This window comes from Faecalimonas nexilis (assembly GCF_059731825.1).
The window spans coordinates 1,737,304-1,755,300 of record NZ_AP029189.1 but is presented as its reverse complement, the minus strand read 5'-3'; the positions used below and the strand labels follow the sequence as shown (position 1 = coordinate 1,755,300).

The 17,997-nt window shown below is 35.4% G+C and carries 21 protein-coding genes; all 21 read right to left on the bottom strand.

Going from position 1 to position 17,997, the window contains the following annotated elements:
* Positions 1–161 precede the first annotated feature (161 nt).
* A complete protein-coding gene (locus tag AC6I5B_RS08800) occupies positions 162–431 on the bottom strand; it encodes a DUF5344 family protein (protein ID WP_044987159.1) in 270 nt (89 codons plus the stop codon).
* Between the two features lie 14 nt (positions 432–445).
* Positions 446–877, bottom strand: coding sequence for a YwqH-like family protein (locus AC6I5B_RS08795; protein WP_004612668.1), 432 nt, complete (start codon positions 875–877; stop codon positions 446–448).
* Positions 878–920: 43 nt separating this feature from the next.
* Positions 921–1,919: a hypothetical protein gene (locus AC6I5B_RS08790; protein WP_004612669.1), complete on the bottom strand. Its 999-nt coding sequence runs from the start codon at positions 1,917–1,919 to the stop codon at positions 921–923.
* 24 nt (positions 1,920–1,943) lie between these two features.
* Positions 1,944–3,551 carry a T7SS effector LXG polymorphic toxin gene (locus tag AC6I5B_RS08785; protein ID WP_044987161.1) on the bottom strand — a complete coding sequence of 536 codons (1,608 nt, stop codon included), beginning with the start codon at positions 3,549–3,551 and terminating at the stop codon, positions 1,944–1,946.
* Positions 3,552–3,672: 121 nt separating this feature from the next.
* A complete protein-coding gene (locus AC6I5B_RS08780) occupies positions 3,673–4,215 on the bottom strand; it encodes an LXG domain-containing protein (protein ID WP_004612671.1) in 543 nt (180 codons plus the stop codon).
* A 67-nt stretch (positions 4,216–4,282) separates the two neighbouring features.
* Positions 4,283–4,720: an SMI1/KNR4 family protein gene (locus AC6I5B_RS08775; RefSeq protein ID WP_004612672.1), complete on the bottom strand. Its 438-nt coding sequence runs from the start codon at positions 4,718–4,720 to the stop codon at positions 4,283–4,285.
* Complete coding sequence (locus tag AC6I5B_RS08770) at positions 4,720–5,268, bottom strand: HNH endonuclease signature motif containing protein (RefSeq protein ID WP_004612673.1); 549 nt, start codon at positions 5,266–5,268, stop codon at positions 4,720–4,722. The genes AC6I5B_RS08775 and AC6I5B_RS08770 overlap by 1 nt, the downstream gene beginning before the upstream one ends.
* The gene (locus AC6I5B_RS08765; protein WP_004612674.1) at positions 5,262–5,516 is read right to left on the bottom strand and encodes a hypothetical protein; all 255 of its coding nucleotides are present in this window, start codon (positions 5,514–5,516) and stop codon (positions 5,262–5,264) included. Before AC6I5B_RS08765 ends, AC6I5B_RS08770 begins: the two co-directional genes overlap by 7 nt.
* A 373-nt stretch (positions 5,517–5,889) precedes the next feature.
* Positions 5,890–6,468 carry a hypothetical protein gene (locus AC6I5B_RS08760; RefSeq protein ID WP_004612675.1) on the bottom strand — a complete coding sequence of 193 codons (579 nt, stop codon included), beginning with the start codon at positions 6,466–6,468 and terminating at the stop codon, positions 5,890–5,892.
* Complete coding sequence (locus AC6I5B_RS08755) at positions 6,455–6,799, bottom strand: DUF6572 domain-containing protein (protein WP_004612676.1); 345 nt, start codon at positions 6,797–6,799, stop codon at positions 6,455–6,457. The genes AC6I5B_RS08760 and AC6I5B_RS08755 overlap by 14 nt, the downstream gene beginning before the upstream one ends.
* A gap of 8 nt (positions 6,800–6,807) precedes the next feature.
* On the bottom strand, positions 6,808–7,872 hold the full coding sequence (locus AC6I5B_RS08750; protein WP_497773744.1) for a hypothetical protein: 1,065 nt from the start codon (positions 7,870–7,872) through the stop codon (positions 6,808–6,810).
* Positions 7,873–7,901: 29 nt separating this feature from the next.
* Positions 7,902–8,576 (bottom strand): LXG domain-containing protein, encoded by a 675-nt coding sequence (locus AC6I5B_RS08745; protein WP_497773743.1) that lies wholly within the window; start codon positions 8,574–8,576, stop codon positions 7,902–7,904.
* A 58-nt stretch (positions 8,577–8,634) separates the two neighbouring features.
* Positions 8,635–8,889: a hypothetical protein gene (locus AC6I5B_RS08740; RefSeq protein ID WP_497773742.1), complete on the bottom strand. Its 255-nt coding sequence runs from the start codon at positions 8,887–8,889 to the stop codon at positions 8,635–8,637.
* A 17-nt stretch (positions 8,890–8,906) separates the two neighbouring features.
* Positions 8,907–9,332, bottom strand: coding sequence for a DUF5082 domain-containing protein (locus tag AC6I5B_RS08735; protein ID WP_497773741.1), 426 nt, complete (start codon positions 9,330–9,332; stop codon positions 8,907–8,909).
* 36 nt (positions 9,333–9,368) lie between these two features.
* A complete protein-coding gene (locus tag AC6I5B_RS08730; protein ID WP_004612698.1) occupies positions 9,369–9,665 on the bottom strand; it encodes a DUF4176 domain-containing protein in 297 nt (98 codons plus the stop codon).
* Positions 9,666–9,705: 40 nt separating this feature from the next.
* Positions 9,706–10,365 (bottom strand): hypothetical protein, encoded by a 660-nt coding sequence (locus AC6I5B_RS08725; RefSeq protein ID WP_044987171.1) that lies wholly within the window; start codon positions 10,363–10,365, stop codon positions 9,706–9,708.
* 71 nt (positions 10,366–10,436) lie between these two features.
* Positions 10,437–12,044 carry a DUF4474 domain-containing protein gene (locus AC6I5B_RS08720; RefSeq protein WP_004612700.1) on the bottom strand — a complete coding sequence of 536 codons (1,608 nt, stop codon included), beginning with the start codon at positions 12,042–12,044 and terminating at the stop codon, positions 10,437–10,439.
* 27 nt (positions 12,045–12,071) lie between these two features.
* A complete protein-coding gene (locus AC6I5B_RS08715; protein ID WP_044987174.1) occupies positions 12,072–12,398 on the bottom strand; it encodes a hypothetical protein in 327 nt (108 codons plus the stop codon).
* 17 nt (positions 12,399–12,415) lie between these two features.
* Positions 12,416–12,670 (bottom strand): hypothetical protein, encoded by a 255-nt coding sequence (locus AC6I5B_RS08710; RefSeq protein ID WP_044987176.1) that lies wholly within the window; start codon positions 12,668–12,670, stop codon positions 12,416–12,418.
* 10 nt (positions 12,671–12,680) lie between these two features.
* Positions 12,681–16,847: a type VII secretion protein EssC gene (essC, locus tag AC6I5B_RS08705; RefSeq protein WP_071144186.1), complete on the bottom strand. Its 4,167-nt coding sequence runs from the start codon at positions 16,845–16,847 to the stop codon at positions 12,681–12,683.
* Positions 16,844–17,995 (bottom strand): type VII secretion protein EssB/YukC, encoded by a 1,152-nt coding sequence (locus AC6I5B_RS08700; protein WP_004612706.1) that lies wholly within the window; start codon positions 17,993–17,995, stop codon positions 16,844–16,846. Before AC6I5B_RS08700 ends, essC begins: the two co-directional genes overlap by 4 nt.
* Positions 17,996–17,997 lie beyond the last annotated feature (2 nt).

Genomic DNA, 17,997 nt, shown 5'->3' with positions numbered 1-17,997 from the left:
CATTCAATCGTAAATTTTTTCATTTTAAACATACTCATTTACAATTCTTTCGCACAAATAGTGGGATTATAGTCGCAACAATTATTTTTCCGCATATCTACATCTTCTTAATAAAATTCATCAATTCTATGCCTTTTTGTATTGTTTGTTTCTACTTTCCACTATTGAATGCTCCGTGCCACTTCTTCTTCTCTCTGCTGAATTATTGTAATCGAAGTGTTGATATTAGATGCATCCTTTGAAAGAAGATTCTTGTAATCTAAGATTAGTTGTAACATCTTATCATAAGTCTCTAGGAAAGCAGCCATTGATGGCACTCTTCCCGTTACTTCCACATTCCTTCCCTGTCCATTCAATGCACTGGCCGCATTTGATAGGTCACCCAACTGTGCCCTAATTTCTGATGATTCTATTGCGATATGTTCCGACATCTTCATCCCTCCTATTAATATCCGAGTGTATCCAGCCAATTTTCCAAATTGTTAATCACAATCTGTATCTGTCCAATAATTCCGTTCTGCTCATACTTTTCGTTCTCGTATCTAGTAATTGCATCATTGACTGCATCTAATGCACTATCCAATTCACTATAATACAGATTATAACCTTCTACTAATCCCGCATCTACAGAACTTGTAAATTCTGTTTTGGTACTTCCCTGCCATTCCACGATATCAGTCCTGTGTACAGTCTTCGCAGTGTTTCTCTGAGTATTTACTTCGACCTTGTTATCTTCTAATATCTTTTTTACCGGTCTCAGGCGCTCAATCTTCTCATTTGCATCGTTAATGATACTTTCTGCCGCTGCTCTATTAGCTTCATACTGCGCAATCTGGTTCTTAATCTGCGCCATCTCCATTGCATTATAAGCTGACATTTTCTTTCTCTCCTCTGACTCTTTCTCCCCTTATACTCCGCCTTCAGTTGTCATTTTTTTCTTTACTAATTTTATATCTTGTTTTATCCTCTTCATCGCCAAATTTCTCCATCAACAACATCCTGATTTCGTCTACATGTTTCATTCTCTCATAAAAATTCATTTTGCCAAACTTACTGTTGTTAAGATATTTTCTCGCTATTTCCGTATTTTTTTCATGCCACGGGATTCCCGCAGCGTTGCCCCCTAAAATCCCTGCCCTTTTCCATAAATACGCATATAGTTCTGTGCTTCTTTCATAATATAGGTCAGACAAAATGATTTCTCCAATCCCTCCGTCCACATACATCAATTTAATTCGTGAATGCATATGATTAGGGGCTGTCCTCAATCCGAAATCAATTGCCACCACCATCTTCTTGTGTAACAACAACCCACCAATCCAGAACCAATTTCTACTTTCTTTTACGTATGGATAGATGGACATTTCTTTAAATTCCTCTACTCCTTGAAAATCTTCATCCACCAACATCTTGTTTAGTTCCGCTTTGCTAAGCATATCTCCAACATAAGGAAGGCAATGATATCTGGGACTTACATACTTCCTCATGGGTGAAAATGTACCAATTGTAGTTATTATAAAAATGATGTAGCCAAACAATATCTGAGAAATTGATTCTTGCTCAGAAAAATAAAGTATCGTACTTATCAATACTGTAAACAAACAGATATTCCATAATAGAAAAACAACAAATTTCTTTAATGGATATCGCCTTTTCCACTCTATTTGTAATATAATGTTCTTTTGTTTTCCATACTTTTCTTTGATTAAAGCACGATCCGCATATGGTCTATACAGTACTCTATAAAAGGCATCGCCAATTACCATGAACATGATTCCGAATGTCAATAACAATATTTTTACCAGTATATATTGATTATTTAATCCTATACGTATATAAACCTCTTGCGAACATATTGCACCAATTATAAACAACTGCATTCCTACAATTACTAATATCGCTCCTGCTTTTCTTTTCACTGTAACTCTCCTTCTCTTCTTTTTCTATAATCCTAATAAATTTCCTACCCGGTCGCAAAAACTATCTACTCCCAGTTTTGTAATATCTACTAGACTGTCTTTTTCCCCATCTCCATCCATATCTTTCACATCCAAATTTGCTATACCGTTAATTGCCCCACCTATTACAAAACCGATAACAGCTCCCGCAACTGTTCCTACTCCTGGAAAAGCAGCCGTTCCAATAGCCATTCCTGCCGCCATTGCTCCTGCACCGGACACAATATCTACTGCTGAATCTGATATTGTGTCCTGTACTGAGTCCGGCGTAATATTTAGATTTCCATAATCATCTATCATATTCTCTGATACATTACTACCCACGGTAACTAGTGTTCCAATTGCGCCTAAAACATGTCCCGCTTTCCCTATCTTGCTTACTTTTTTATATACCTCTGGGCTAAAATCATCCCAAATAGATATTCCTTCTCTAAAGACTCCCCGAGCCATTTTACTAGTCATTGCCGCTCTGCTTCCCCCTGTTTCTGCCAGTGCCTTAATCCTATCTATAGTTTGATTTGGTGTGTCTATTTGCAAATTTTTTATTGCAATACCATCCATACTCCAATTTTTCAAGCTGCTTTTATTGAAGCCTTCTGTTCCTATCTCAACTCCTAATTCCTTTAATACCTTTCCTATTCCCTGCTCATCCCACTTATGTATCGTTCCATTAGCATCCTTAATTCCGTCCATAATCTTACCACTCAGATGTACCTTCCCAGTGTCATCCACTATAAATGTAACGCCGTTTACTAATAACGAAATATCTTTATGGCCAATTGCCGCAGATTTAATTGCATCATATACCGGATTGTCGGTTACAATTCCTAGTTTTTCTAGAATATCATCCAATTCACTTAGGTCTATCTCCATCGACACTTCCTGTAGAATTGGCACATTCTCAATATCTTCCTTCGTATACTTATTACTCGTCTCCATCTGCTGTTTCAGCTTGCTATAAGCTGGATTTAGGACATAACTTCCCGGCACATACGTGGATGCACTCGTGTCAATACCTGTTCTGGACGCTATAATACTCTGAATAGTTTGTATCATCTCGTTGACTGGCTGACAATCATTCTTATGAGTCTCCTCATACTCTCCGATCTGCTGATTCAGGTTCTGTACATACATTATCAACCCACTATAAGAAGAATCAGCTGTGCTTCCATCCGGCTTGGTCACAGATGCTATATCATTGATGCCTGCAATCGCAGAATTCACACTTTCTACCACTTTCTGGAAGTTCCCTTGATTGCTCAAAAGTTTCTCGTACTGGTCTTCGAGGGATGACTGACATAACTCCGCATCCATCTGGGTATCAATGCCCTGATATCCGATAATATACCCCGCTAGCCGCATCACATATTCCTCCAATACCTGCCGGATTCCTTTGATGACTGGCACCTGTACCTCCGTCAAGTAACTCCTTATACTGTCTCCTGTTTCTCCTTGTACAGACATGGTCATCTTTGTGGTTTCCACTGCCTGCTGTACCTGGGTAAGCTGATCCTGCCACTCTTCTATCTGACCAGATATTGTCTCCAGCGCCCGATATAATTCCTCTGTCCTCACATGATAACTGGAACTCATATCTACTCTCTCCTTCGTAAGTTTACCTCTTCCCTTGCTATTTTTCTTATAGGTGTGCAAAGGAATTTATTGTATTACCAATCTTCTGTCAAAATTTCTACCTTTGTAACAATATCTTTTTTTAAATTAATTCTATATACTTTCCACCCAACAATAGATTGTCTTCTATTCTGTATTCATATACTTCTATTTCTTTTGTACCCTTTTTTGTTTCCGTTTTATTAGGATTTCCAAGTAATGTTTCTATTTCTTCTCTTTTCATTCCTATTACTTCATATTGTTTTTCAAAGCTTTTAATAAATTTATATCTTTTAGAATCACTACTTGCTTCATAGCCCATCTGCAGCCTTTGATATGATGGCAGCATTGCAATAGAACCGGCCTGATAATTGGTTACTGATATAGCAGAGCCTCCTGTTCTTGCCATCAAAATAGACCTTATAGACTCCATCATAGAGTCCATATTCTGTGTGTCGTTTTGATGCGTTTGCTCATAATCACCAATGTCGCCGTTTAAAGTTTTAACACGACTTTCCATCAACTGATAAGAAAGTACTAAAGATAAACCTGAAGGCTGTACAACTGAAACAATGTCACTAACATTGGAAATGACACTATTGATTTCTTCCCGTAAATTCTCAAAGTCCGCCCTTCCATTCTCCAATACTTGATGTTGCTCTTCTAGTATTATTTTTTATACAGTTAAATCACCATTTATTATGCATTAAGTTTTAATCTAGCATGTCTAAATAATAATTATCATCTTCCTGAATTTTTATTAAAAATTCTTCTAATGAGTCTGCAATCTTAACATCATAATAAAAGATATTGCTTGAATTATCATCTGTCAATTCTATTGATATTAATGCTGATTCACTACCTTCAAAAAATATTAATTTACCCTCTTCATACTCATCATATATCTCAATATCAGGATAAAATTCAAAATCACCTTTTCTTAATCTAAAATCTCTTATTGAATCAGTATCCATAATACGATTTACATTATTTTCCGACCCCTTGATAAATCCATATCCAATCTCTAATAATAAATCCTTTAACTCTCTTGGAACAGTTAAGTTTAGCTTTTTTTCCAATTCATTTATCTCTTCTACTTTAACTGGATAAAATTCACTTCCATTATGGTATTTTAAAAATTCAAATTTCACTACTTGTTACCTCCTTTAAATAATTTATTTGCTGGAGAACCAGCTCCATGTATTCCTGATTGATGCTCATTAGGGAATTTTGCTGGATGTATATTCCACCACTCATTTTCTCCTCCGAATGAATTTTCAATCACATGATGTGCATCATACTTATCCCCAGCTTTTCTAACAACCTTTCCTGTGTTAGGAGAAATCACATCTTCTGTGTATGTTGGCCATTTTTGTCCTGTATTGCGTTCCCACTCTTCAATTAAATTACTCTTAATTTTATTAAATTCATTTCTATGCTTTGCAGTTTCTTTTGGCGTTAATTTTGAGTATTCCTTATTTCTTAATGCATTTTTTAATTCTTCAACTTGATTTTTAGGTAATTTAATTCTTGTTCTTGATTCAATGTCTCTCACATAATCTTTAATTAAATTATAATCTATTTTAGGGTTACTTACCCCATCAACGGCTTTTCTCTGCAAAGTTATCAAGTTATCTACATCCCCGACTTCCGATACCGAACTATTCACTGGATTTCCTGATAGAACTCCTTCTACCATATTGCTTCCAACATTGCCAATATACGGCTATCTGTACTTTGATAGATTACATCATAAACTTTATCCTCTGCTACATTACCAATCAATATCCTTCCACCATCTACGGCGATAGCTTTAAATTTTGCAGCACCTGTTGCTCCTTTTAAGATGCCACTCATCGGTAATGCCATTACAGAAATTATAGTACTGGCATTTCCTATAGTATAATATAATTCCGGATTTCCTGCAAACAGTGTATCACGGTCCATGGAACGAACACGTTCAGGAACTGTGTAAATAAATGGAGTAAAATGCTTGTTTTCCTAGCATCTAGTCGTAGATGCTAGGATTTCTTTTTTTATATCTATCCCGAAACTAAGCACTTACTAAAAAACGCACCTCTTTCGCAATAAAAAATTGTTTTGAAAGAAGTACGTTTATATCAGCGTTTTGGAACTCAATATGAAGTTTTCATTCTCCTTATATGTACCCAGAGGCAAATTTTCGCCCTAAGAGTGTCTTTATAACACCTTTCGCTATTGCCATTACTTCGTAAGGGCAAGACGAAAGCTGTTAGTAAAGACAGTTGGGTAAAGGGAACGGGAGGTTGGCGTGTCCTTATGTGGAGACATAATTAAATACTTATTGAAGCATTAATATCCAGTCAAAAAAAGCTTTCCCTTCATTCTCATAATTTCCTCTATTACCATTATTAACTGAATCTTGTGCTACTTTTATAGCCTCCTCAGTTTTATTCATATGAATATACGCTAAACACTTTAGTATTTCCTTATCCATACCATTTTCATAATTGATAATATACTCATCAACATCATACTTTTCCATGAAATTACGACTACATTTTTCCACCAATCCAACAAGATATTCTGCTTGTTCCTCATATTTCTCCGCAAGGTCTACTTCCCCCTTTTTCAACAAAACCGAAGGAGCCTTAAAAGCACCACATGCCCTTAGCGAATCATTTTTTTTACTATTAGATTGCATTTGCATAATCTTCCAAAAAATATCGTCATAATCATAATTTTTTATATAAATTCTATAAATTAATTTCTGCGAATTTATAATAAGGAAATCGCAATGGATAAACGCCTTATCTATTACCCTGTAAATGGTGTTTGCCTTTGCTTTGTATCCTCTGCTATCCGAGGAGACGTATATCGCACTAATTAATTGCTTTTGCTGATTTTTATCTAATTTCATCTGTTTCCTCCTGTGAAACACAATATTGTATCTTTATACCCAGTTCAGCAACTTGATTTTGAACTGATTGTAAAAATTTTTCTGCATTAACGGTTAAATTATATAAGAAATGAATCTCTATAACTCCATATACTATTTCTTCTCCTTTGTAGATTTCTTCATATTGCTTCTCTTCAAGAAAGGTAATATATACATTAATCTTTCTTTGCAACATCATCAGATGCTGATATTCATCACTCCAATCTAAATGGTCAGCTATCAATAAAATTATCCCATTCTTATCATTAGTTAATGCAACACCATCTATCGTTTTATTATCAACTACCGACATAATGCCTCCTACTCTGGTCGAATTATTGTTACTTTTGTACCTGACGGAATTTGGTATCCACCTGTGAATATGCCTTTTCCTTTTCCAACAACAGTTGCCCCACTTTCAAAAATCTCTGGAAATGCTATTTTTTGATTATTTGTTAACGGTGCTGCCAAAGATGATTTAAATTCATTTATTACAACATTTCCATTTGCATCCAATCCAATTGCATCAACTCTTGTTCTAACACCAGAAGATGTTTTAACGGTAATCTGCTCAACTGCATTGTTATTTTTAGAACTAAATTTAGCAAATTCTTGTTGTTCAAAAACTCTTCCATTTGCCCTATTTTGTGCTAATACATCAGCTTTACTGCCACTCTCTACAACTTCTGCAACATCATCTAGCTTATTCACTTCTACATTACTTAAAACTTTTTCACCTAAGGCAATGTCATCGGAGTTCTTGAATATCGTTGTATGGCTTAGTTCTTCAATATCCACCTTTCTCGCCACATCTCCAATTTCCGATACTGAGCTATTCGCTGGGTTTCCTGACAAAACTCCTTCTACCACATTGCTTCCCAGCATTGCCAATATACGGCTATCTGTACTTTGGTAGATTACATCATAAGCCTTATCTTCTGCTACATTACCAATCAATATCCTTCCACCATCTACGGCGATAGTTTTAAATTTCGCAGCACCTGTTGTTCCTTTTAGGATGCCACTCAGCGGCAATGCCATTGCTGAGATCATAGTACTGGCATTTCCTATAGTATAATATAATTCCGGATTTCCTGCAAACAGTGTATCACGAATAGGATTTTCTGCCATTGTAAATCCATCCCCAGAAAAACCGAGAGATATATTATTCATTCCTTCTGTTGCGTTCGATAATCCATATAAGGTAGATGTCCCTCCCACAACAGTTGCACTAAAAAACACAATAGGAGCAGCTGTTCCCGCAGTTGCTAAGATTAATGCTGTTCCCACTGTTGCGGATACAATTCCTGCAAGAAGCTGTTTTAATCCTTCCGCTTTCCTGTCATCAGAAAGTTTATCGTTCATTTTATCTTCAAACTTTTTCATTGCGGCTTCGTACTGAGCCATGTTCTGGGCTACAAAATTTCCACTTGCTTCATAGCCCATCTGCAGCCTTTGATATGCCGGCAGCATTGCAATAGACCAGCCTGATAATTGGTTACTGATACAGCAGAGCTTCCTGTTCTTGCTATCAAAATAGACCTTATAGACTCCATCATAGAGTCCATATTCTGTGTGTCATTTTGATGCGTTTCCTCATAATCACCAATGTCACTGTTTAAAGTTTTAACACGACTTTCCATCAGCTGATAAGAAAGTACTAAAGATAAACCTGAAGGCTGTACAACTGAAACAATATCACTAACATTGGAAATAACACTATTGATTTCTTCTCGTAAATTTTCAAAATCTTCCCGTCCCTTCTCCAATGCTTGCTGTTGTTCCTCCAATATTTCCTGTGGAATTTCAGCCGCATAAGAAGAATCAATTCCATAATATCCCTCTGCATATACTGAAAGTCGTACCTGAAACTCAGTTAATAGCTGCTGCAGTGATCTAATCACAGGAATATGTACTTCTTGTATATAATTTTGTATGCTTCTCCCAGTTTCCCCTTGGATACAGGGTGTTACTACAATCGTTTCTAATGCCTGATAAACGGACTCTAATTGTGTCCCCCATTCGCTTAACTGACTAATCATCTGATTTTGTACTTCCAACAACTCTTCAATTTTCACATGGTATCCCATAACACACCTCCTCCTTGGGTGCTTCTTTTCAAATTCTGTATTTTGCAACCGCTAAATGTCATGGTTTTATTAAAGATTGTTCTGCATAAGTCATACAGGTACTGACATCCCGTAGTTTTCCCACATCTTCCTGTAATAAAGTTTTATAACTTCCAAACAGTTCCGATAAAGTCTGATAGGTTTCTAAAAATGCTTCCAACGTTTTCATATTTCCTGTAATTTCCGGCTGTTCTTTACTTTTTTTAATACCTTGGCTGGCCACAGATAACGCTGCCACATTCGAATTATAAGTTAATTTATTTAATTCAATCATTGACAGTCCCCCTTTACTTAATTAAGCAATGTTTCAATATAATTCCCCAAAGAGTTAATCTGACTTTTTAGCCAGCCAATCACGCCTTCTTGATCATAAATCTGATTTTCCAATCTTGTGATTTCATCCATAATCGCATCTACGGCTCGATCGGTTTCATCATAATATGTTTGATAACATGGTTTAAGCTGTTCCTCAGCAATCCCTTCATATTCTTCTTTATTAGATCCTTTCCAACTGCTGCATGAAAGTTTTTGCGTAATGTCAAATTTCTCCGTTTCTATATTCAGTTTATAAGTCTGCAGTTTCTGTTTTGCATCTTCTAAACGCTCAATTTTCTTTTCTAATCCCTGAATTTCATTTTGGCACTCTGAAATCCTATAGTTTGCTTGAGTAATTTCATATTCTGCGGATGAAATAGCAGCTTGATTTTTATTTGCCATGCATCACACCTTCTCCCTATCCAGAAAGCAAAAGTTTTATGACTCATTTTCTATTTTTAATAATCCATCCAAATGTTCTTTTAAACTTTTCTGCATTCGGAAATCATCTTCATCTTGAAAACCTTTTTGAATTACTTCTTCAATGTCCTCATGGTTTAGATACAACACGTTTTCCCCAATCAATCCTTCTGGATAAGTACAAGCAACATAATCAAAATATTTTTGCTCTCCCTTGAGAATTGCTACAACACCTCTTCCAATTAGAATGAGCTTTTTTACACTTCCTTTTACAAGAATTACAGAACCTAATGGTAAAAACTTTTCTTCTTTCATCAATACTTTCCTCCTGCTTCCAAATTATGTTAAAACAATTTTATTTTTTATTTTCTTGTTTCCATTTTTTATACTCTTTTATTGTATTACTATTTTTACGAGTATTATTGATTTCCTCTTTTAGCAACTCCTCTGTATATTCATTCATATTTTTTTCTCCACTTTCAAATTCTTCATCAAATATTACTATGTTTAAATCTTCTATCTTTACAAGTACTCGCATACTGCATTCCAATTTTGATAGAGTCATTAACCAGTCTGAAATTATCTCTGCATATTGTTCATCTGTTTGATTATTCTCCAGATAAATCATAGGCTCTATAGTGTATTCTTCTTTTTTTATATATTCATCTATATCTTCTTTTCCTGTCCATTTTGTTTCTGACAAATTTCCTGAAATATCAATTTCATACTTTTTAATATATTTTTTTTCTTGGCATAACGGTTCAATCATGTTATATAATTTTTCTTTAAAAAAAGTAATATGGTAGGAATCTTTAAAAAGCCCGGTATTTCTTGCATATACCTGAAAAATATCATCTTGATTTTCTGCCTTTGCTTCTGCTTGTATCCAATTAATTCCTATCTTCTCTTCCTTATATTTTTTTACTTTAGTTATGTCAAAGTTTTCTCCATATTTATCCTCTAAATTCTGTAAAATAAATTCCTCAGCTTCTTTTTGATTGTTAAACCCTTTCATTTTACATCCTCCTAACGTTATTACTGATAAAATTAATACAATTATTAAAAATATAGTTTTTTTCCACACAATTACCCCTCCCATATAATTTCTAAATACTTTTCTCCATTATTCTCTTCTATAGTGCAATAAATTCCTTTTTCTTTAAACGCATCGGTCGCTGCTTCTAGCATTCCTTCGTCTTCAATATAGAACCTATGTACCGAATACAATTCTTCTTTCGTATATGCTTTTTCAGTTTTTATTGAAAGATTCCAAAAGTGTTCACCGTTGTTTTCTGAATATATACTTGTATCATTTTCTAGGAGAGGCTTGTCATCATCATTTTTATCATATATAAGTTGCACTGTTCGAAACTGTTCTTCGTCATTTAAGCAATGATACAACGTATATCGACTTTGTTGACTATCTTCTGCATATGGATTTGCCAAAGCATCCGATATATCTCTATAATAAATTCCAAATTCCCCGCCAAAAGCATTACCAAATCCATAGTTTCCCTTCCATAATTCTATACGATATTCCCGATTTCCATACTGAAAAGTAACAATTTCATCATCAAGATCCATACCTAAAAGTGCTCCAGCTTCATCGTAAAAATCCATAAAGCCAAATTTAGATTGTAGCGATCCTTTTTGGGTAATATAATAATCTTTTTCAGTTCCTATATAATCAAATCCTAAAAGCCTTGTGATCTCTCCATTTTCATTAATAAAATTCCAGAGTTTTGATTCTAGTTCCGGTTTACTAAGTATCTGAATTGCTTTTTCTCCTCCGTGCTGTAAAATACTAATAACCGCTTTTCCAAAAGGTAGAAAAGAAACAACTTTGGCACCACGTTTCTCTGCCTCTCCTATAAACTCCCATATATTCCCTTGAAGCTCGTCTAATATCATTGTGACAGCAATTATTTCTTCTTCAGATAGATTGAATTTTTCCAAATCTTCCATGTGCACTTTATTTAATAATCCTACCCATAAATTCCAATCCGCTTTTTCCCAGTCTATTTCCCCATTTTCTCCAAATGGATTTAACTTATCATAAATCTCTTGAATTTTGTCTAGTTTTTTCCGATATTTAGAATAAGCTTGTATGTACTTGAACCATTCAGGATCTATACCATTTAATTCATAACATTTGGTTTCTGAATTATAAGAAATTTTCGCCATGTTCATTTTCGTTTGTTGCAAAATTCCCATTACACCTTCAGCAGCAACATATAAATCTTGTGTTGTATTTAAAAATTCATCAATCGCTTCTAATTTTTGTTGAATTTCTTCTATCATTTGGTCGCACAAACGGATTCCCCAGAAATTTAACACAGATCCCAGAGGAAAATCGTATAACCTTTGACGTTGTGCCTGCCATTGTTCTAATTCATTATTTAAAATATCTTGATTTAATTCTGACACTTGCGGAAGCATACTTCCTGCATTCTGATATCCGTCATTCCCCTCTTTTTGATATTCACCCCATAACCGATAAGATTGTAAAATCGGTTGATGTACGGAAGCAATGTAATCTTTCGTATTTCCCCATGCAATACCACTTAGTTCCTCTGTATGTATTTTCTCCATGACCCGTGATGCAGTAACTATTTTCCCCATTAATGCTTCTAATTCCGAATTCATTTTTGATAATTTATCTTGTATTTTACACGGATAAATGATTACTCCCATATTTACACCTCCGCTTACCAATTTTTCTTAGTGATTTCTTTCAAAAAAATTGCCAATTTCTTCTTCCATTGCTTTCAATTTTCTATATTGTTCCTCTAATGCTTCTTCTTCACGCTGGCATTCACGCATAGCTTGCTTTTCAAATTCTTGGACAGCATCTTGCAATTTATAAATTTCCTGACACTCTCCCCATTGCTGATACAATATTTCCATGGAACTTTTAGATAGAAGAAGCAGTTGTTTTATTTCCGCTTCTGTGTCCTCCTGTTTTTTCACATTTTTTCTATATTCATTCTCATATTCTTCTATTTCTTGCCATTCTTTTTGATTTATATGAAAATCCTCTTTCACCATTAATTCTATCTCCATCTTTATTTTTGAAGTAAGTTTTTATCTGCATCTTCTAAATCGACACCAATTTCTTTAATGTTTTCTCCTAATTCTTCCATAAATATATGATAATCAGCTAAGGTCGTTTTCCCGTTTTCATAGGATTGACTACATTCCATGTCTACCTGTGTCGTGCCAGCTTGGCACGACACAGATGATAATTGTAACTCTCTCGCTGCACTTTTGATCCCCTGTGCAATCTCTAAAACTATTTGACAATTGTTTTTAATATCCATAAAATTCCCCCTAATATTTTGGAACCCGCACTTTAACATAAGCTCCATTATGGAACAATAAACCATCTTTAAACTGTGGAAGTTCCTTGGCTGAATTAATCGGGAATATTGCTGTTGTTCCCTGATTTCCAAGAAGTAAACCTTCTGTTGTGTTTTTCGCAAATTTCGTCACTTCGTCAAATCCTTTCATCTTTCCGGAATGTGCAGTCAAAATGATACTGATACCAACACCTGCTGCCTCATTCAGAATAGGAGCCAAAGTTATCGCCTGTGTTTTGGTCAATTCCACAAAATTATCCCAATCGTCTACAATCAAGCTAAACGGCTGCAATTCCCGGCAGATTTCCTTTGGATTTAACGTCGGATCCATTTCTAATGATTCCTTGACTTTTTGATTTCTTTCTGTGATCTCTGCCTTGAGTGCATCTATGAGCAGTGGCACCATTGCCTGATTTTCTATATAAACAACTTTTTCTGATGTTTTATAGGAATAAAGTTCCATAGCTTTGGAATCTACCAGATAGATTTTTCCTTTTCCTAGCATCTGATCGAGAATGACCTTCAATACGTTTGTCTTACCTCTTGCTGCTTCACCAAGAATCGTAAATGGTGTATTTCCAAGCTGGAATCCGCAGGCACACACAGCTTCTTTTTCGAGTCCAACATAAATATCCTGCTCTGTATGAGGATATTCTTTCATATCTGCAAAGAACAAGTTTTCTGGAAGAACCGGAATTCTTGGAGCTTGTTCACCTGGATACAGAGCATCAATATTCTGTATCAATTCTTTAATTTTATCCTTATATTCCAATTCTGTTTCAAACTTGACCATGCTGTAAAGCTGCATTACACTTATCATATTGTCATATTTCAAAAGAGCTCGTCCTTTTGTTTCTGATTGTTTATAAGTGCTTCTTCCAACAATTAAATTTACATCTGACTCATCAAACAGATATCCCGCCACTTTGTTTTTAAAATTGTTGTAGGTAGAATATTTCATACTATTGCTTCTGGTAGCAGTTGCAATTACAAAAATCCCAAGTCCATAACCATCACGGGAAATCTTTTGGAAAAATTCTTCAGCCTCATATCCAAGTTCTTTTACTACATCAAAATTGTCAATCACAAGAACAATTGCTTTCATTTTCTCTGCAGAAACCTGATTGTAAACTTCAAAATTCTGTACTACTTCATCTGCCAGTTTTTTCTTTCTCTCTCTGATTTCTTTCTGCAAAATCCCCATTAACTTCTGGAATCTTTCCGAGTCATCAAATACAATATAATCTGCCACATGAGAAAGTTTGTTTAATGGCATCAGACCACTGTTTCCGAAATCCAAAATATAAAAATTCAAATCCTGCACGCTATTCTGCATAGCCAAGGACAAAACCGCAGTTGTCAAAAAGACGGTTTTCCCATATCCTGCTGAAGCAATATACAGCAAATTCCCATCTTTGATAAAATCAACATCATATGGAATCTGTTCCTGTTTTTCCGGAATATCAATGAGTCCCATAGCAATTTTCATGTTCAATTCTTTTGGGGTTGCACGAATCAGTTCCTGTGGGCTTACAAGTTGTTCCGGTAGTGGTGGAAGCCAAGGTTTTTTCACCTCTTTTACATCTTGTGTTTCATAATACTCGTGAATATAGCGTACTACTGCGTCCAACTGCGTTTTTACTACTTTGTTGTTTTCTTTCGTATCACTTAAATCTTGATTTACCAATTCCCCTTGTCCGATTTCATTGAGTACATAAACCCGGTCATCGACTTTTTCTTTCTGTTCTTCTTCATTATAAGCAGCTCCACTCCACGCAGATTGGAACAATTCATAGATTTCATTATTACCCACTTGCAGATAGGCACGTCCAGGCAGCGTAATGTTTGCTGCATCTGCCGTTTTTAAAATTTCTTTACTGTCTGCTTCGTTCTGTACTTTAAGTGCCAACTTAAATTTTGAGTTTGACCAAATCTGATCATCTACTACACCTGTAGGTTTCTGAGTTGCCAAAATCAAGTGTACACCAAGGCTTCGTCCAATACGGGCAGCAGATACCAGCTCTGACATGAATTCCGGCTGTTCCTTTTTTAATTCAGCGAATTCATCACTGATCAGGAATAAATGTGGAAGAGGTTCTTCTGCCTCTCCATTTTTAAATAACTTATTATAGTTATTGATATGGTTCACATCATATTGATTAAAGATACTTTGTCTTCTTGCTAGTTCACTTTTGATAGATGCCAACGCACGCATACTCTGGGAACCATCCAAGTTCGTAATCGTCCCCAATAAATGTGGAAGGGCTGTAAACATCTTAGACATACCGCCTCCCTTATAGTCAATCAAAAGGAAGGCAACCTCATAAGGATTGAAATTTACAGCAAGTGAAAGAATATACGATTGTAAGATTTCTGATTTTCCGGAACCTGTTGTACCTGCAACCAGACCATGCGGTCCATGAGCTTTCTCATGAAGATTCAAATACACATAATCTCCGGCTGCTCTTGCACCAAGCGGTACTGCCAATGATTTTGAAGAATTATTTTTTCTCCATCTTTCTTCAATCCGAAGTTGTGATGGTCGTTCCACCTGATACATTTGGAAGAAAGTAATACTGTTCGGTATCTGTGCACTAATCCCCTGCATGTGTTCTAGCACACCCAGATTTCTTCCAAGCCACTCTAAAGGAATTTCCTGCATATTATGAAGCCTGAACTTTTCCTGCTTTTCTTCCCGTTCATCAATCAGCAGAAGTCCATCTTCTGAGTTTTTCAGCATTGCAATAGTTCCTATATTTTCTGGCAGATTTGCCCTTAAATGAGAGGTATAAATGATAGAAAATCCTAAATTATACCCTTCCTTTTCCAAATACTCCATGATGGAATGATCCATAATCCATTTTGGCTCATCAATCAGAAAGAGAAAGTGTGGTAGAAAAGTACTCTCTTTTTTGCTTTCCTCTTCTTTTTGCTTCCTGTCTTTTAAAATCTGATATAGACTTCCTAAAATCTGATCTCTTTTGTTTTCTGAATTGATCATTGCAACGCTGTTTACCGTATGGATTTTAAAATGCGGATACCAGCGCATCCACTGGAAATCTTCCTGATAAGCTTCATCATAGATTGCAATAATTTCCAAATCATGATAACTGTGAAAGAACGTGAGCTGGCAAATGAGTGCCTTTATTTGCTCATGTATTACACTTTTTTCTCCTACCAGGCCAAGATGAGCCTTTTTCAAATCGATAACTACCGGTTTTTCAATGACAGAAAATTCTTTTTGAATCGCTTTTGCCTCATCTTCCAATATATCTGGTTTCGTTTTTAATTCATCAAGTTTCAGCTGAATTTGAAGCTGTGGATGTGTTTTTTCTACTCCCAATGATACTTTTAGAAAATCTTCGTCATTATAATTTCGCTCATAAATTCTAGGGCTGTATTCTTCAATCATATTCCGGATTTCAGATACAGACGGATAATTATATTCATAGGCTTCTTTTTCTTTACAATAGGCATGATAGATTTCTTTTCGTTTCCGCAATAGATACTGCTTATAGGTTTTTTCTCTCAGAATTTTGTTTTCTTTTAATTCTTTCTTATCACTGAAAAAACGCATAATGGAAACAACTAAAGACATCCCCGTACCGGCAACCGCCATCACTACAAATAATCCACGCTTCATAATCACACTAATTGCAATGGTAATGCAAATCATAATCACAGGTGGCAATATTAGCTGAACAAGTCCGCCTTTTTTACGATCCATCAATTCTTTTGGCTTCTCTAATTGAATTTTTTCTTCCTGTACTCTTTTGATAATTCTTGGAGAACGTTTATACTTCGGAAAACCTTCAAAGGGAACTCTGGAATCTTTTATAACAGGAAGCTGTGTATGTATTTCAGCAATATTCCCTTCTATAAGAATTGCATTTTCCACTAAAATGACAGAAATATCTCCAATTGTTAAAACATCTCCATTTTCCAGAAATATCTTGTCTTGCTGTATCACCTTATCATTGATAAGCAAAACATCTTCCGTTTCTTTATGAATGGAAATTTCTTTCCCTTTTACAATAATATCGACCTTACACTGTGGAAAAACGATATCTGCTTTCCTTGAACCTATCGTAAAGTAATCGGGACGAAATAATCTTATTCTTCCTGTTTCCATTTTCATTCTCCATCCCCCTCAGTATCCCCTGTAGCTGTACCTTCATAATTGTTTGTAGCTTCCGTTTCATATTTTTCCATCAAGGGTTCCATTTTCTTTGTAATTTCATTCAGCTTATCGGATTTTTCTGCACCTGTTAATTCTGTATTTTCTTCTGTTATTGCTTTTTCTTTCATATATGCATATAAAAGTAATTGATCATCCGAAAGTCGTAGTGCAATATCAGCAGCCTGTTCTGTATCGCTTCTTCCCAGATAAATCCAGTAATCTAATTTCGACTCCGTATCATTCAATGTCATTTTAGCTAAAATATTATCTTTTTGCTCTTGTGTAAGGTTTTCACTACGGACATATGCATTCGCAAGCATAAATTTCTGTGGAGACGTCATCTTCTGTACCTTGACATTTCTCATACAGTCTATACATGCAACATAATCTGACTGCACATAGGCATCACTAAGCTCTATAACGGCTCTTTGATAAGGTTCTTTTACTATACGGTCATAGCCTATGTATCCAACTGTTCCCAACAATACAGCGCCTAGAATTGCTGCTGTTATTTTTAATGTTGTCACTTTGTTTTTTGGTATCAGAACTTTCTTCTCTCTCCGGTCTTTCTTAATTCGTTCATATTCTTCACAAAGTATCTTTTGTATGTCCTCTACTGATGTTCCTGACTGTACCTGTCCTAACACTCCTTCTTTCCCTAAAAGCTGCATACCTCCCTGCAAATAATCTTCAAATGTATATTTATTCTGCAAAGCAAATCCGATAACCGCTTTATAGGCATTTAAGAACTGTTCCTCCTGCTCTGTACTTGCAGACAGAACATCTCTGCTTTTCGCTTTCACACTTCCATGAAGATCGTAAAACAGATTTTGGGGCTGCAAAGAAAAAGAATATTTTTCTATGTATTTTTTAAGATTTCCAATATCGTCTAAAACTAAAAGGATATCAGGAAGGTCTTCTTTTCGAATCTCCGTGAACGATCTTCGGTTTTCTAAATCATACGTAATTTCTAATTCTTCTGTCTTTTCCTCTATATGTGACTGTAAAAAGCCATATTCCGGATAGGTAATCCATTGATATTCATATGCATCTTTTGCTGCAAGTTCTGATTTTTTAATAACTTCTTTTATTACTGTATCTTCCATAA

Excerpts from the sequence above, each read along its gene's own strand:
- AC6I5B_RS08710 (WP_044987176.1), bottom strand. The coding sequence starts at position 12,670 with ATGGATATTAAAAACAATTGTCAAATAGTTTTAGAGATTGCACAGGGG.
- AC6I5B_RS08765 (WP_004612674.1), bottom strand. The coding sequence starts at position 5,516 with ATGGACCGTGATACACTGTTTGCAGGAAATCCGGAATTATATTATACT.
- AC6I5B_RS08700 (WP_004612706.1), bottom strand. The coding sequence starts at position 17,995 with ATGGAAGATACAGTAATAAAAGAAGTTATTAAAAAATCAGAACTTGCA.
- AC6I5B_RS08785 (WP_044987161.1), bottom strand. The coding sequence starts at position 3,551 with ATGAGTTCCAGTTATCATGTGAGGACAGAGGAATTATATCGGGCGCTG.
- essC (WP_071144186.1), bottom strand. The coding sequence starts at position 16,847 with ATGAAAATGGAAACAGGAAGAATAAGATTATTTCGTCCCGATTACTTT.
- AC6I5B_RS08730 (WP_004612698.1), bottom strand. The coding sequence starts at position 9,665 with ATGAAAGAAGAAAAGTTTTTACCATTAGGTTCTGTAATTCTTGTAAAA.
- AC6I5B_RS08725 (WP_044987171.1), bottom strand. The coding sequence starts at position 10,365 with ATGAAAGGGTTTAACAATCAAAAAGAAGCTGAGGAATTTATTTTACAG.
- AC6I5B_RS08800 (WP_044987159.1), bottom strand. The coding sequence starts at position 431 with ATGTCGGAACATATCGCAATAGAATCATCAGAAATTAGGGCACAGTTG.
- AC6I5B_RS08740 (WP_497773742.1), bottom strand. The coding sequence starts at position 8,889 with ATGATTGAATTAAATAAATTAACTTATAATTCGAATGTGGCAGCGTTA.
- AC6I5B_RS08760 (WP_004612675.1), bottom strand. The coding sequence starts at position 6,468 with ATGAAATTAGATAAAAATCAGCAAAAGCAATTAATTAGTGCGATATAC.
- AC6I5B_RS08755 (WP_004612676.1), bottom strand. The coding sequence starts at position 6,799 with ATGTCGGTAGTTGATAATAAAACGATAGATGGTGTTGCATTAACTAAT.
- AC6I5B_RS08795 (WP_004612668.1), bottom strand. The coding sequence starts at position 877 with ATGTCAGCTTATAATGCAATGGAGATGGCGCAGATTAAGAACCAGATT.
- AC6I5B_RS08715 (WP_044987174.1), bottom strand. The coding sequence starts at position 12,398 with ATGGTGAAAGAGGATTTTCATATAAATCAAAAAGAATGGCAAGAAATA.
- AC6I5B_RS08720 (WP_004612700.1), bottom strand. The coding sequence starts at position 12,044 with ATGGGAGTAATCATTTATCCGTGTAAAATACAAGATAAATTATCAAAA.
- AC6I5B_RS08770 (WP_004612673.1), bottom strand. The coding sequence starts at position 5,268 with ATGGTAGAAGGAGTTCTATCAGGAAATCCAGTGAATAGTTCGGTATCG.
- AC6I5B_RS08745 (WP_497773743.1), bottom strand. The coding sequence starts at position 8,576 with ATGGGATACCATGTGAAAATTGAAGAGTTGTTGGAAGTACAAAATCAG.
- AC6I5B_RS08750 (WP_497773744.1), bottom strand. The coding sequence starts at position 7,872 with ATGAAAAAGTTTGAAGATAAAATGAACGATAAACTTTCTGATGACAGG.
- AC6I5B_RS08735 (WP_497773741.1), bottom strand. The coding sequence starts at position 9,332 with ATGGCAAATAAAAATCAAGCTGCTATTTCATCCGCAGAATATGAAATT.